The 14,366-nt window shown below is 46.2% G+C and carries 12 protein-coding genes; 1 reads left to right on the forward strand and 11 read right to left on the reverse strand.

Annotated elements, in window-relative coordinates; translation table 11 throughout:
* Nucleotides 1–120: 120 nt before the first annotated feature.
* The 6 genes from ACVW0P_RS00220 to ACVW0P_RS00245 all read right to left on the reverse strand — a co-directional run bounded on the left by ACVW0P_RS00220 (nucleotide 121) and on the right by ACVW0P_RS00245 (nucleotide 4,560).
* A complete protein-coding gene (locus ACVW0P_RS00220) occupies nucleotides 121–780 on the reverse strand; it encodes a GDSL-type esterase/lipase family protein (RefSeq protein ID WP_457130292.1) in 660 nt (219 codons plus the stop codon).
* Complete coding sequence (locus ACVW0P_RS00225) at nucleotides 777–1,271, reverse strand: cytidine deaminase (RefSeq protein ID WP_457130293.1); 495 nt, start codon at nucleotides 1,269–1,271, stop codon at nucleotides 777–779. Before ACVW0P_RS00225 ends, ACVW0P_RS00220 begins: the two co-directional genes overlap by 4 nt.
* 102 nt (nucleotides 1,272–1,373) lie before the next feature.
* Nucleotides 1,374–1,658, reverse strand: coding sequence for a type II toxin-antitoxin system RelE/ParE family toxin (locus ACVW0P_RS00230; protein ID WP_457130294.1), 285 nt, complete (start codon nucleotides 1,656–1,658; stop codon nucleotides 1,374–1,376).
* The gene (locus tag ACVW0P_RS00235; protein ID WP_457130295.1) at nucleotides 1,646–1,825 is read right to left on the reverse strand and encodes a hypothetical protein; all 180 of its coding nucleotides are present in this window, start codon (nucleotides 1,823–1,825) and stop codon (nucleotides 1,646–1,648) included. Before ACVW0P_RS00235 ends, ACVW0P_RS00230 begins: the two co-directional genes overlap by 13 nt.
* Nucleotides 1,826–1,868: 43 nt before the next feature.
* Nucleotides 1,869–3,764, reverse strand: coding sequence for a DNA topoisomerase IV subunit B (locus tag ACVW0P_RS00240; protein WP_457130296.1), 1,896 nt, complete (start codon nucleotides 3,762–3,764; stop codon nucleotides 1,869–1,871).
* A 103-nt stretch (nucleotides 3,765–3,867) separates the two neighbouring features.
* Nucleotides 3,868–4,560, reverse strand: a complete 693-nt coding sequence (locus ACVW0P_RS00245) for a hypothetical protein (protein WP_457130297.1) — start codon at nucleotides 4,558–4,560, stop codon at nucleotides 3,868–3,870.
* A 517-nt stretch (nucleotides 4,561–5,077) separates the two neighbouring features.
* On the opposite strand from ACVW0P_RS00245, the gene ACVW0P_RS00250 reads away from it, so the two are divergent.
* Nucleotides 5,078–6,997 carry a glucosamine-6-phosphate deaminase gene (locus ACVW0P_RS00250; protein ID WP_457130298.1) on the forward strand — a complete coding sequence of 640 codons (1,920 nt, stop codon included), beginning with the start codon at nucleotides 5,078–5,080 and terminating at the stop codon, nucleotides 6,995–6,997.
* A gap of 367 nt (nucleotides 6,998–7,364) precedes the next feature.
* Here the strand turns inward: ACVW0P_RS00250 and ftcD are convergent, their stop codons facing one another.
* The 5 genes from ftcD to ACVW0P_RS00275 form a co-directional block, all read right to left on the reverse strand.
* The gene (gene ftcD / locus ACVW0P_RS00255; RefSeq protein WP_457130299.1) at nucleotides 7,365–9,050 is read right to left on the reverse strand and encodes a glutamate formimidoyltransferase; all 1,686 of its coding nucleotides are present in this window, start codon (nucleotides 9,048–9,050) and stop codon (nucleotides 7,365–7,367) included.
* A 7-nt stretch (nucleotides 9,051–9,057) separates the two neighbouring features.
* Nucleotides 9,058–10,293, reverse strand: a complete 1,236-nt coding sequence (gene hutI / locus ACVW0P_RS00260) for an imidazolonepropionase (protein WP_457130300.1) — start codon at nucleotides 10,291–10,293, stop codon at nucleotides 9,058–9,060.
* Between the two features lie 158 nt (nucleotides 10,294–10,451).
* Nucleotides 10,452–12,125, reverse strand: coding sequence for a urocanate hydratase (hutU, locus tag ACVW0P_RS00265; RefSeq protein WP_457130301.1), 1,674 nt, complete (start codon nucleotides 12,123–12,125; stop codon nucleotides 10,452–10,454).
* Nucleotides 12,103–13,662, reverse strand: coding sequence for a histidine ammonia-lyase (hutH, locus tag ACVW0P_RS00270; RefSeq protein ID WP_457130302.1), 1,560 nt, complete (start codon nucleotides 13,660–13,662; stop codon nucleotides 12,103–12,105). Before hutH ends, hutU begins: the two co-directional genes overlap by 23 nt.
* A complete protein-coding gene (locus ACVW0P_RS00275) occupies nucleotides 13,649–14,152 on the reverse strand; it encodes a MarR family winged helix-turn-helix transcriptional regulator (protein WP_457130303.1) in 504 nt (167 codons plus the stop codon). Before ACVW0P_RS00275 ends, hutH begins: the two co-directional genes overlap by 14 nt.
* Between the last annotated feature and the right edge of the window lie 214 nt (nucleotides 14,153–14,366).

The raw sequence follows: 14,366 nt of genomic DNA on the forward strand, positions 1-14,366 counted from the left end.
CCTCTCCCCAGCCCTGTCCAAAGGAGAGGGAGCTTTAAAGAAATATCAAATAATGAACTTGAATGTCCAGTATCGAATGCTTTTCACTTCATCATTCGGTGTTGGATATTAAAAGTTTGATTACTTCACCAATGGTAATAAAACCGCCTGCCATTTATCATAGCCCTTGCTGTTTAGGTGCAGCATATCGCTTTCAAACAAAGTAGTATCGGGCATTTTGGTTGTAGGATTTAATATTGCAGAGGCCACATCCACATAATGGGTTTTCTTGCGGTTCTTGATAAAATCGCGCACCAGGCCGTTGGCTATCCTAACCTCAGATAAATACTTGGCACGGCTTGGGCTTGGCTTTATAGCCATAAAATAGATCTCGGCATTGGGCAGGTTTTGTTTGATCATCGCCCAAAGTTTGTAAAACTCGCGGGCAGTGAATTTACCGGTTTTGCCTGCGGCGATATCATTCTCGCCTGCGTAAATAAAGATCTTGCGCGGATGGTACGGGTACATGATATATGGCGTGTAGTAATCTACCAATTGCTCTATGGTACAACCGCCAACGCCACGGCGGATGATCGGCTTATCGCTAAAGCGCTGCTCCAGGTCTGTCCATTTACGGATAGATGAACTGCCGATGAACAGGGTCCCGTTTTTGGCTGGCATCTTAAGGCTGTCCTGATGTTTAAAATCGCGGATCTCGTTATCAAACGGGAAACCTGTTTGCGCGTGTGCAGTTACGCCAAATGTTGCTAAAACTAAAAGTAAAATGATCCTGATCCTCATGCCGGTTGTACTAAACGTTCTTCAAAAAACATAAAAGGCATCATGCTTTTTACGTCGTCAATAACCCACACAGGGCCGTCAATGCAATATAACAATACCCGTAACGGACTGTTTTGCCTTTTCTCCACTTCGGCCATTACCTGCAGGCAGGCACCGCATGAGGTAACGGGCTTCACCAACGCAAAATCTTCAGTATGCGCGGTAACTGCCATACTAACAATAGGGTCATCAGCATGGCCGGCCCCCCAATGAAACAGGGCAACCCGCTCGGCACATAGGCCCGATGGGTAAGCTACATTCTCCTGATTACTGGCATGGATGATTTTACCGCTTTCCAATTGCAGTGCCGCCCCCACCCTGAATTTAGAGTACGGCGAATGCGATGTTGCCATCGCTTTTACAGCTTGGGCACATAGGGCCTGGTCGGTGCTATTTAGTTCGGTGATGGTATCGTATTCTTTAAAAGATACTTTGATATCGTGTTTTGTCATGGCGTATGTTACCAATCCGTAAAAACAGATTGTATTTTAAGTCAACAAAAATCCCCCGCTCTTTTCAGAACGGGGGATACAATATAGCGTTTTTATTTCAAACTAAATTAATAACCGCGATGAATGATGAACACGTACTATCGCTATTTCGTAAACAGATAAAATTTTATAAATTATCCGATAACTGCCGTCAATCAATTCTCTAATGGTTTCATTTTCGAATTCAGGAACAACTCTGCCAAGTTTGGGATGATCTTCAAGTATATCAACTTTGGTTACAAGTTTATCTACAAAGCGACCCGCATACATTATCGAGTCTTTAGCTATATAATCATAGATTGCCTGCAGATCCTCTAACGCAAGCGGCGTCCAATTTACTTCGACCACTGTTTAACCCGCTGTTTGACATCTGCATGGGATATCATCTTACCCGATTCGACTTGCTTTAAGCCTTTTTCTACCTTTTCGATGAAAATCAGTTTTTCCAATAAAACTTCCAGGTCAAAGTCCTGTGGCATATCACCTATAGTCGCTAATGCTTTATTTTTATTCATACATCTAATTTAAGGATATTCCTTCGTAAAAACAATATTCAAACTACACCGCTACCGGCAATTCAACCTCATCCAAATTTTCCGCTATTAGCGGGTTTACGCTTTCGTCATCCTTTTCTACCCGTAGGTTATTTACAATATGCTGCTGGCGGGTTGGCGTGTTCTTGCCCATAAAATACTCCAGAAGGGCTTTGATGTTGGCATCTTTCAGGAACACCGGGTCTAACCTGATATCCTTACCAATAAACAACCCAAACTCATCGGGCGAGATCTCTCCCAAACCTTTAAACCGGGTTATCTCGGGCTTAACACCAAGGCTGGCTATGGCGTTACGGCGCTCTTCGTCGCTATAGCAGTATATGGTTTGCTTTTTATTACGTACCCTAAACAGCGGCGTTTGCAGGATATGCACGTGCCCGGCCTTTACCAGGTCGGGGAAGAATTGCAGGAAAAACGTCATCAGCAATAACCTGATGTGCATTCCGTCCACATCGGCATCAGTTGCCACTACTATATTGTTGTAACGCAATCCATCTATACCGTCCTCGATATTTAGCGCGTGTTGCAACAGGTTAAATTCCTCGTTTTCGTAAACCACTTTTTTGGTCAGCCCGAAACAGTTTAGCGGCTTACCCTTTAAACTAAATACCGCCTGGGTTTGCACATCCCGCGATTTGGTTATAGACCCACTGGCCGAGTCACCCTCGGTAATAAACAGGGTAGTTTCCTGCCTGCGCTCGTGGTTATCATCAAAGTGCAGTTTACAATCACGCAGTTTACGGTTGTGTAACGATGCTTTTTTGGCGCGATCATTAGCCAGTTTTTTAATGCCCGCAATATCCTTGCGCTCACGCTCGGATTGCAGTATGCGTTTCAACAAGGCATCGGCAGCAGCCGGATTTTTGTGTAAATAGTTATCCAGTTCCTTTTTAAGGAAATCGTTTATAAAACCACGTACCGAAGGACCTTCCGGGCCAATATTTTGCGAACCCAGTTTGGTTTTTGTTTGCGATTCAAAAACCGGCTCCTGTACTTTTATCGCGATGGCGGCTACGATAGATGCGCGGATATCCGACGCGTCAAACTCCTTTTTATAAAACTCGCGGATGGTTTTCACCACCGCCTCTCGGAAGGCTGCCTGGTGCGTACCACCTTGTGTGGTATGCTGGCCGTTTACAAATGAGTAATATTCTTCACCGTACGATTGGCCGTGCGTCATCGCTATTTCTATATCCTCCCCTTTAAGGTGGATGATGGGGTAGCGCAGGTTCTCGGCATCGGCATTACGTACTAACAAATCATACAGGCCTCGTTCTGATAAATATTTTTGCCCGTTAAAGTTTAGCGTTAAACCTGCATTCAGGAACACATAGTTCCAGATCATATTCTCTACAAACTCGGGGATAAAGCGATAATGGCGGAAGATGCTTTCATCGGGGATAAAATTAATAGCGGTACCATTACGCTGCGAGGTTTCCTTTTCAGGCTCATCACGAATCAGTTCGCCTTTCTCAAATTCGGCAATTTTGGTACGGCCATCACGGTATGATTGTACAGTGAACGAGCCCGACAAAGCGTTAACCGCCTTGGTACCCACTCCGTTTAACCCTACCGATTTTTGGAAGGCCTTACTATCATATTTACCACCCGTATTTATTTTAGATACACAATCTATCACTTTACCCAATGGGATGCCGCGGCCATAATCACGAACAGACACTTTGTGGTCGCTCATGCTTACCTCAATGGTACGGCCAGATCCCATCACAAATTCATCTATCGAGTTATCAATGATCTCTTTTAGCAACACATATACGCCATCGTCATAAGCCGAGCCATCGCCCAGCTTACCAATGTACATACCCGGTCTTAAGCGGATGTGTTCCTTCCAGTCTAACGACCGGATACTATCATCATCATAATTTACTGTTTCTGCCATGTTAAGATCAAATGTTTTGGTGCTGATTTAGCCCGATATGCAAAAATAAAGTTATGCCACTTAAATTAGTATTTAAATGTGCCAACTTATTAACATTGCAGGGCTATTGCTTAAATTTTATACAGCTGCTGGCCTTGTCAATATTCTTAAAAAACTCGGGCCCTTTTTCGTTACTAAAGCAAACCGCCAGTATAGTACCGGTATGGTCTTTTTGCAAAGTTATAAGGAGCGCGTATTTATAATGCTTTGTTACCGGCTCATCAAGCAGGTTTAGCAGGTAGGTCCTACCGGCATCTGCATTATATTTTGCCAGGTATCTTGGTGGGATGCTGCGTAAAAAATAATTATTGTCGCCGGTAAAGGCCTGTGCCTGTGCAGTACCCATACCTATGTATAAAGAGTCGGGGTTGGCCTGTGCAGTATTTTTGTTACCTATAGAGCGTTGGTAACTGGCGTAATTTTCCTTTTGTGATTTTACCTGAAACCAAAGCTCAAACTCCTTGCCGGGTATTTCCATGGCATAGTCAAAAGAAAGATCCTCATTATCCGGCGCTTTTATCTCCCTAAACCCTTTTGGGAAGGTAAAGTTAACGTTAGCATTTGCTGCCAATGCCAGGAAATTTTTAAGTTGAACACTAATGGCCGCCGCGGCATTGGCTGAAGTTTTTGGTGTAATTGTATGTTTTACACTAATCGGTTTTTGTTTAATAACTTTCCTTCTCACCTGCGAAAACAGTGCAAGCGAAATACAAAACAACAATACCCCCGTAAGTAATATTTGTTTAAGTTGCTTCAAGTTATAGGATAAGTTAATTAGGTAACTAAATCAATGAACGAATTTAAGTGATTTTGAACATTAAATAAAATTAATTTAACCTAAAATATTAATTAAAAATAAACACACAGCAAATATGATCATACATCCAATGCCATATCACAAAGTGGGCGCAAAAGCCTTTTCTTACGGTCATTGAAATTAAAACAACTAATTATAATAAATTAACCCTCGCCACTCATAACTACGCTTGTATATCAGATAAAAAATCAACTATTGATCAAAAACTTAACGTAGGCATCAATTTTAATCTTTTTAAATTATTTTAATAAGTATTTTGATTTTATGAATTATCTTTATTAAGTTTGTATCGATGATGAAAAACAAGTCATTAAAATACGCATACTTTTTGTTCCTTCTGGGGGGATTAAATTTTATAGTTAATTGGTTAGTAAAATCCTCGCTTCGGTGAGGATTTTTTTTATGCCAATTTTTTTGAGCAGATAAAACACAATACAGCAATATATTAAACCTGATTATGGCAAGATTAAATTTATTAGAAGAAACCCGTTACGAAAAACTGCCGGTTACGGTATACCCCGACCAGCGTGCCGCATCAATAGCAGTAGCAGGCAGGATAGCTGCGCTGATCCGCAAAAAACAAGCGGCCGGCCAGCCCACCGTGTTGGGCCTGGCAACAGGTGTTACACCAATACAGGTTTACGCCGAACTAATTCGCCTGCATAAAGAAGATGGGCTTTCTTTTAAAGGCGTTATCACTTTCAATTTGGATGAATACTACCCCATGAAACCGGATGCGGCACAAAGCTACGTTACCTTCATGAACGAAAATCTGTTCGACCATATAGACGTTGACAAAAAACTGGTACACATCCCCAACGGGACCCTGCCGCAAGATGAAGTCGCTGCATTTTGTTTAGAATACGAACGCCAGATAGAAGAACTTGGCGGCCTCGACCTACAGATCTTAGGTATCGGCCGTACCGGCCACATCGGGTTTAACGAGCCGGGCTCGGCACCAAACTCGGGCACACGGTTGGTTACCCTTGACGACCTTACCCGTAACGACGCTTCGCGCGATTTTGGTGGTAAGCAAAACGTACCTACCAAAGCGATAACTATGGGTGTAGGAACGATATTTAAAGCCCGCGAAATTATCCTGATGGCATGGAGCGCCAAAAAAGCGCCGATAGTACGCAAAGCGGTAGAGGGCGAAATTTCTGGCGAAGTGCCTGCAACCTTCCTTCAATTATCAGACAATGTAGAGTTTGTTTTAGATGTGGATGCCGCATCGGGCCTTACCCGCTTTGATACACCCTGGTTGGTGTCTGATTGCGTTTGGGATAACAATTTGAAGAAAAAAGCCGTTATCTGGCTATCGAGGGCGGTTGGCAAACCCATCCTAAAACTTACCGAAGAGGATTACAACAGCAACGGTATGGCGCAACTCGCGGTAGAGCAAGGCCCCGTATACCAAATCAACATTGACATTTTTAACCAGGTGCAGCATACCATTACCGGCTGGCCGGGAGGCAAACCGGGAGCAGACGACAGCCAGCGCCCCGAACGTGCGGAACCCGCAAGCAAACGGTCTATTGTTTTTTCTCCGCACCCCGATGATGATGTGATCTCAATGGGTGGTACATTCATTCGCCTTGTTGACCAGGGCCATGATGTACACGTAGCTTATCAAACATCGGGCAACACCGCCGTGTGGGACGATGATGTGCTACGATACATGGAGTTCGCTATTGATTTTAAAGCCAGCGTTGGAGAGGATACCGCCAAACTGCAAGGCATTTACGAAGACATGCGCACATTCATCCATAAGAAACTACCAAACCAGGTAGATACTACGGAAATTCGTGATGTAAAAGGCTTTATCCGTAAAACGGAGGCTATCTCGGGTGCACGCTTTGCAGGGTTGCCGGATAGCAATATCCACTTCCAGGCGTTGCCTTTCTACGAATCCGGTAAAACCAAAAAGAACTCGGTTGGCGAAGAGGATATCAAACAGACCATGGAATTGCTACAAAAGGTAAAACCACAACAGGTATTTACCGCCGGTGACTTTGCCGACCCGCATGGCACACACGTGGTTTGTTTCAATATCGTTATCGAATCATTACAACGCCTCCGTAAAACCGAGGCTTGGGTAAACGACTGCTGGGTTTGGATGTACCGCGGCGCATGGCATGAGTTTGCAACCCACGAAATTGAAATGGCCGTACCACTTTCGCCCGCCGAAGTATTGCGTAAACGTAATGCCATATTCAAACACCAATCGCAAAAAGACCGCCCTGTATTCCCCGGTGACGATGCACGCGAGTTTTGGGTACGCGCCGAAGATCGCAACCGCGAAACCGCGCAGAACTACGATAAGCTGGGCATGGCCGAATATGCCGCCATGGAGGCTTTTGTGAGGTATCATTATTAAGATAAACATTCTGTAACGTAAAAAGCCGCGATTTATCGCGGCTTTTTACGTTACATTCCCACCATGCCCTTGCGAGCGATAGCCCGGCAATCTCTTAAGTATTCGTTTATGCCAGGTGTACAATTATGTAAAGAGATTGCTTCGTTCCTGCAATACCGCGGGGGAATAGAGAAAGAACTTAGCGACATGGTGGCGCTATTTTGTCAGTACATGTAAAAACTGAAAATACTGATTACAAGGCAGATATGCGCGTTCACGCCCGTTCATGGCCGTGAACGTGAACATTTTGCAGTTACGGGGGGCGTTTTAGGCGGTGCTGAGCGGCTCCAAATAGAGCATCTAAATGACGCTTTACCGGGCGTGATTTTTATTTTATCTTCCCGTTCACCAATGCAATTATCTCCGCTTCGGCGGCAATTGTTTTTTGCTCTATCTCTTCGCCACGTTTTAAAATATCATCTACAAAAGCTTTATCCTTAAAGCCTGATGCATTTATCTTCACATTCATAAACGCCCCCATTACCGCCGAGCGCACACAAAGCGCAGCCACGCCTGCATCTGTTACCGAATTTGGGTTACCGTTTTCTACCATAGCTTTTATCAGCGTTAAACCTTCATAAGCAGTTTCCATTACCTGGAACGGGATCTCAATAGCATAGCGCGTAGCATTCTGTATGGCCTTGTCACGTGCAGCTTTCTCGGCATCGTTTCCTTTTGGCAAGCTAAACGCTTCCATTATTCGGTTGAAGGCCGTGGTATCAAGGTCAACCAGCCTTAACAATTCATCTTTCAAGGCCTGCCCCTGCTCAGCCCAATTACTAAATTCATCCCAACGGCCGTCCCAGCCTTTTTTATGGGATGACAGATTAGCTACCATGGTAGCCAGAGAAGCGCCCAAGGCGCCCATGTAAGCAGATATGGAGCCACCACCCGGCGCAGGGCTTTCGCTCGCGGTTTCGTCGGCAAAAGCGGTTAAGGTCATACCAACCAGTTTGCCTGCGGTTGCATCGCGTAGCAAATATTCTATAATACGCTCGTCAGGGTTAAACGGACCAAGTTCATCCAGCCCCATCGATTTAATGGCGATCTTGATAATTTCCGCTCCGCTCACGCCCACAGAGCGTTGTTGTTTCCGCAAAAAATATTTACCGGCATCCAGCATGGCTTTCAATGGGATCAAACCCACCAACTCGCTGCCCGTAACACGGATGCCACGGTCTGCAGCCTTGCTGCAAACCTCGTCGAAAGCAACATGTATAGGCGTAACTTTAATGTTGGTTAGGTTCATCGAGATCTGGGCAACGCCATACTCTTCAATATACCAGCCGATAGCCTTTACACTTTTTAAGGTGCCGGGGATAGATCTCGGTTTGCCATTCTCATCATTTACAACTTTGCCGTTCACCGGGTCGCCTTCGCGCATTACGCGGCCAGCCTCGCGCACATCAAAAGCAATGGCATTAGCCCTGCGGGTAGATGTGGTATTCAGGTTGATATTATAAGCGATCAAAAAATCCCGTGCGCCAATCACGGTAGCACCCCGCTTGGCATCCATCTCAGCCGGGCCAAAATCAGGCTTCCATTTAGGCTCTTTTATTTTTTTGAAGAAACCCTCATACTCACCCGCACGGATCACCGAGAGATTGTCCCGGGATTTATCTGCCTGCGCATGCTGGTATAAATACGCAGGGATGCCCAACTCCTGGCCCACACGCTTAGCCAGCTGCTTAGCATACTCAGCGGTCTCTTCCATCGTTATATTGGCAATAGGTATCAGCGGACAAACATCGGTTGCGCCCATTCGCGGGTGCTCGCCTTTATGTTTGCTCATATCTATCAGTTCACCAGCTTTTTTCATCGCCAGGAAAGCTGCTTGTATCACTTGCTTTGGTTCGCCCACAAAAGTTACCACCGTGCGGTTGGTGGCCTTACCCGGGTCAACGTTTAGCAAGCGAACGCCCTCAACAGACTCCACCTCGTCGGTAATTTGTTTAATAATAACCAGGTTTACACCTTCGCTAAAATTGGGCACACATTCTATTAGTTGGTTCATTGGTTTATTAGTTCAACTGTTCATTAGTAACACCCTTAACCCAAACGAGGTTAGGCTTCAATTTTCCCTGGTAATATAATATTTGGCGGTAATCGGCGCATGGGTAGGCCTGCATATCGCCGGGCATACCCGGTGCTAATATACCACCTTCTATTTTTAATGCCGTGGCCGCACGAAAGGTCAATCCTGCAAAAACTTCGGCAGCAGATAACTTTTCTGATGCGCTCATCACGGCGGCTTGCATTAGCAAGTCGCCCATGGGTGCCGAGCCGGGGTTCCAGTCACTGGCAATGGCAAGGCAGGCACATGCATCAAGTAGTTTGCGGGCGGGTGCATAAGGCATACCCAAACCTAAAGATGCACCCGGTAGTGTAACCGCAACGGTATTTGATGAGGCCAAAAGGCCAATTTCTTCTTCGCCACTTGCTTCGAGATGGTCGGCAGATACGGCGCCAACCTGCATCGCAACGGCGCTGCCACCGGTTGTAAACTGGTCGGCATGTACGGTCACGTCGAAGCCCATTTGTTTGGCTTTGGTTAAATAGATCAAAGCGTTTTTAGCATCAATCGCGCTTTGTTCGATAAAGATATCTACGCGGTTGGTTAGGTTTTCTTGTCTAAGAATAGGTAGCAACTCATTTATAATATAGGCCAAATATTCTTCCTGGGATCCGTTAAAATCCTTCGGCACCATGTGCGCGGCCAGGCAGGTAGGTATTAGTTTGGCTTTAGTTTGTGCCGATGCCACTTTAATAGCTCGGAGCTGTTTTAACTCTTCATCAACGCTTAACCCATAACCACTTTTAACTTCGATAGTAGTTACTCCTTCCGCCAAATGGCGATTGGCACGTCGTAGCAGGTTATTTACAAGGGTGGCCTCGTTAGCAGCCCGGGTTTGTGTAACCGTATCCCAGATACCACCGCCTGCTTTGGCAATTTCTAAGTAAGTTTTACCGGCAATACGCATAGCGTAATCTTTAGCGCGGTTGCCACCAAAACAAATATGCGTATGGCAATCGATAAAGCCGGGCAGCAAAACATGGTCGCCGTGTATCTCTTCGATTTGTGCCGATGGATTGGCTTTAGTTAGTTCTCTATAATCGCCAATTTCGATAATAAGTCCGTTCTCTACCAGCACACCACCATTAGCGACAATATGTAATTGCTCATCTTTCAAAGCGCCTTTTAAGGGCAACCCTGTTAAGGGGAGTATTTGTATGAATGGACCTATTAATTTTTTCATATTGTTGTTCATGTATCCCTCGCGTCATTGCGAGGTACGAAGCAATCTCTACATCGGCAGGTCAGCTCTGTACAGCAAAGAGATTGCTTCGTACCTCGCAATGACGCCTTTTTTTACATTGTCTTCGGGCTTTCCGACTATCGGTTTCCGACTTAAACCTACCAGACTTTCAATCCAAATCTATCTGCCCAGTCCTGCGCCTTGTCATAACCTGCATCCGCATGGCGAAAGATACCCATGGCAGGATCATTATGCAAAACTCGTTTTAGGCAAGTTGCGGCACGTTCGGTACCATCGGCTACGACTACCATTCCGGCATGTTGCGAGTAACCCATACCTACGCCGCCGCCGTGATGGAACGACACCCATGTAGCGCCGCCCGAAGTATTAGCCATCAAGTTCAGCAACGGCCAGTCAGATACGGCGTCCGAGCCATCCTTCATCGATTCGGTTTCGCGGTTTGGTGATGCAACAGAGCCACAATCCAGATGGTCGCGACCGATCACGATAGGCGCTTTTACTTTGCCGCTTGCTACCAGTTCGTTAAATATCAACCCGGCCTTTTCGCGCTCGCCCATGCCTAACCAGCAAATGCGTGCAGGCAATCCTTGAAAGGCAATTTGCTTTTGCGCTTTCTCGAGCCAATTTATCAAAGGTTTGTTGTCGGGGAAAGCGTCTATCAAAGCCTTGTCAGTTGTATAAATATCTTCGGGATCGCCGGATAGGGCTACCCACCTGAACGGGCCTTTCCCCTCGCAAAACAACGGGCGAATAAACGCCGGTGTAAAACCGGGAAAATCGTAAGCATTTTGCTCGCCGCCTTGTTTGGCAAACTCGCGCAGGTTGTTCCCGTAATCGAAAGTTATCGACCCACGTTTTTGTAACTCCAGCATAAAGCCAACATGACGTGCCATACTAGCTAATGACAAGTTTTTATATTGCGCAGGATCTGCCTTGCGCAGGTCAAGCGCCTCATCTAACCTTAATCCGTTAGGAATATAGCCGTTCAATGGGTCGTGTGCGGAGGTTTGGTCGGTTACCATATCGGGCACAATGCCATCAGCGATCAGTCGTTCCAGCATATCGCCGGCATCGCTCACCAAACCAACCGACAAAGTTTCGCGCTTGGCCATGGCATCCTGCACCCAGCTTACCGCTTCCTCGTATGAGTGAGTTAGCCTGTCAATATATTTACTATCTATCCGTTTTTGAATGCGGGTAGCATCTACATCGGCACCTAAAAATACGGCACCAGCCATAGTTGCGGCCAATGGTTGTGCGCCACCCATACCGCCAATACCGGCGCTTACGATCAGTTTACCTGTCAAATCATTATTAAAATGCTGGCGTCCTGCCTCCACAAACGTTTCGTAAGTGCCTTGCAAAATACCCTGGGTGCCAATGTAGATCCAACTCCCGGCGGTCATCTGGCCGTACATCATCAGGCCATCGGCGCGCAGTTTATTAAAATGCTCCCAGGTTGCCCATGCGGGTACCAGGTTGCTGTTGGCTATTAAAACCCTTGGCGCCTGCGGGTGGCTGCGGATGATCCCAACCGGCTTGCCGGATTGTACCAATAACGAATGATCCTCATCTAGTTCCAGCAACAGTTCAATTATCTTCCGCAGCGATTCGGGGTTGCGGGCTGCCTGTCCGATACCGCCATAAACCACCAACTCCTCAGGGTTTTCTGCAACCTGCCCGTTAAGGTTGTTAAGCAACATGCGCAGCGGTGCTTCCGTTTGCCAGCTTTTAGCATGCAGTTGGTTACCAACCGGGGCATAATAAACCGGGTGGTTGGCGTACGTATTAATAAATTCCGAATTCGTCATCGCCGTTTATATTAATGTTATGTTTTTGAGCGGTTTCATCGGCAACCGACCGGAGCTGCCCGCTAATAATTAGTTGATGCAGGGCGTTAATATCATCCGCAAAAATTCTATCCTCTTTAATAAAAGGCACCTGCTGCCTTACCAATTGATGCATGTTCTCTATTACCGGGGTACTTTGCAAAGGCCGGCGGAACTCTAACGCCTGCGATGCGTAAAGTAACTCTATAGCCTGGATGTACTCCAAATTATCTAACACCATGTGCAGTTTGCGCCCGCTGATAGAGCCCATGGAAACATGATCTTCCTGCCCGAGCGAGGTAGGCACACTATCGGCGCTTGCCGGGAAACAGAAAGTTTTATTTTCGGTAACCAACGCGGCGGTGGTGTATTGCGGGATCATCAGGCCCGAATTTAGTCCGGCATCATCTGTTAAAAGTTTTGGTAAACCGTAACGGCCTTCGCTCATGAGGTAGCCGCGGCGATCAGCAATATTGCCCAGTTCGGCAGCGGCTACAGTAGCGTAATCTAACGGCAAAGCCAATGGCTGCCCATGAAAGTTGCCACCGCTTATGGTGTCATCGGCATTAAAAATTACCGGGTTGTCGGTTACAGAATTTAATTCGATCTCAGTTAGTTCCTTTAAATGCAGCCAGGCATTGCGCGATGCACCATGTACCTGCGGCATACAACGTAACGAATATGGATCCTGCACTCGATCACAATCTACATGAGAACTGCCGATGGACGACCCCTCCAATAAAGACGCCAGGCGTTTCGCCACCAACTTAGTGCCTTTATACGGGCGAATGGCATGTAGCCTCGCATCAAATGGCCGTGAAGAGCCCATAAGCCCTTCAAGTGACATGGCGCCGATCAGATCAGCAACATTAAGCGCGTTGTTTAAACGTTCAACCGCCTTTATAGCGAAAGCTAAAATAAATTGGGTGCCGTTTATAAGTGCTAAACCTTCTTTTGGGCCCAGCACCAATGGCTGTAAATTATGTTGTTTAAGGATTTCGCCTGCGTGATGCCTTTCGTCGCCAGTATTTACATATCCTAAGCCAATTAGCGGCAAAAACAGATGCGAAAGCGGCGCCAGATCACCCGAGGCACCAACCGATCCTTTCTCGGGTACGACCGGGATAATATCATTATCTATATGCCAAATGATCCTATCTAACGTGGCAGGTGCAATGCCCGAGTATCCCTGCGCCAATGCTTGCACCTTGGTTATCAGCATCAGCTTGGCGATTTCTTGGGGGATAGGTTTACCTACGCCAACGCTATGGCTTTTTAAAATATTACTTTGCAGCAGGCTGGTATCTTTTTCAGAAATGCGTGTATCGCAAAGCGGACCAAAACCTGTATTGATACCGTAAACGGGTAATTGCGTATGCACAATTTTTTCAACCTCTTTCCAGGAAGTGTGAATGCGCGCGGCGGCCTCGCCATCGATTATACCCTTTGTTTTGCCCGATGCTATATCCAGGCAAACACCAATAGTTAAATGTCCTGTGCCGTAATTAAATTGTGTCATGGGAAACGGGGTTTAATTTGGCGCTTACTTTACCCAGTAAGTTGTAAGCACGAAAGGAATCTTCTAAAGCGGATATTGCGGGTAGTATCTCGGCAATTTTAGCATCGCTTGCCTCCAGTTCGGCCATGCTGGCGGTAATGGCTTCCCAAATGGGCAGGATCTGGTTCAACAATTCGCGGCCCTTACCTGTGAATTGTACCATTTGCCTGCGGCCATCGTCGGCATGGGTGGTGGTTTCTACTAATTTACGGTTCTTTAAGTTTGTTATCAGCTGACTTGCCGCCGGGTGCGATACCTCGGTTTGTTCGCTCAACTCCTTAATAGATAGCGAATCGTTTTTTGACAACAAGTAGAAAACCGGGAACCAACTGGCATCAAAATCAATGCCTTCATTTTGGTAGATGCGGTTTATTTCGGCAAGGAAAGTTTCGCTCATCCGCCTTAAGCGGCTGCCCAATACCAGGTAACCCAAACTTTGATACAAATTCATAAGTGCAATTTATATAAGTGCTTATATAAATGCAAGTTTATTTTGTAAATGTTTGATATCTATATTTATTAGACGCATAACTTGCTCACCCGGTCATTGCTTCGCCCGCCGCCGCGGGGGTGAGTATATCTCAAACGTTCTCCGCCTCAGACAGAACTTGTCCTAATCCACCTGTTATCTTGTCGCAATTGCACCTTGAAAATCAATTTGCACC

The organism is Mucilaginibacter sp. UYNi724 (assembly GCF_054057495.1).

Bases quoted from the DNA above. Each gene is read 5' to 3' on its own strand.
- ACVW0P_RS00220 (WP_457130292.1), bottom strand. From the start codon at position 780: ATGAGGATCAGGATCATTTTACTTTTAGTTTTAGCAACATTTGGCGTA.
- ACVW0P_RS00225 (WP_457130293.1), bottom strand. From the start codon at position 1,271: ATGACAAAACACGATATCAAAGTATCTTTTAAAGAATACGATACCATC.
- ACVW0P_RS00235 (WP_457130295.1), bottom strand. From the start codon at position 1,825: ATGAATAAAAATAAAGCATTAGCGACTATAGGTGATATGCCACAGGAC.
- ACVW0P_RS00240 (WP_457130296.1), bottom strand. From the start codon at position 3,764: ATGGCAGAAACAGTAAATTATGATGATGATAGTATCCGGTCGTTAGAC.
- ACVW0P_RS00250 (WP_457130298.1), top strand. From the start codon at position 5,078: ATGGCAAGATTAAATTTATTAGAAGAAACCCGTTACGAAAAACTGCCG.
- ftcD (WP_457130299.1), bottom strand. From the start codon at position 9,050: ATGAACCAACTAATAGAATGTGTGCCCAATTTTAGCGAAGGTGTAAAC.
- hutI (WP_457130300.1), bottom strand. From the start codon at position 10,293: ATGAAAAAATTAATAGGTCCATTCATACAAATACTCCCCTTAACAGGG.
- hutU (WP_457130301.1), bottom strand. From the start codon at position 12,125: ATGACGAATTCGGAATTTATTAATACGTACGCCAACCACCCGGTTTAT.
- hutH (WP_457130302.1), bottom strand. From the start codon at position 13,662: ATGACACAATTTAATTACGGCACAGGACATTTAACTATTGGTGTTTGC.
- ACVW0P_RS00275 (WP_457130303.1), bottom strand. From the start codon at position 14,152: ATGAATTTGTATCAAAGTTTGGGTTACCTGGTATTGGGCAGCCGCTTA.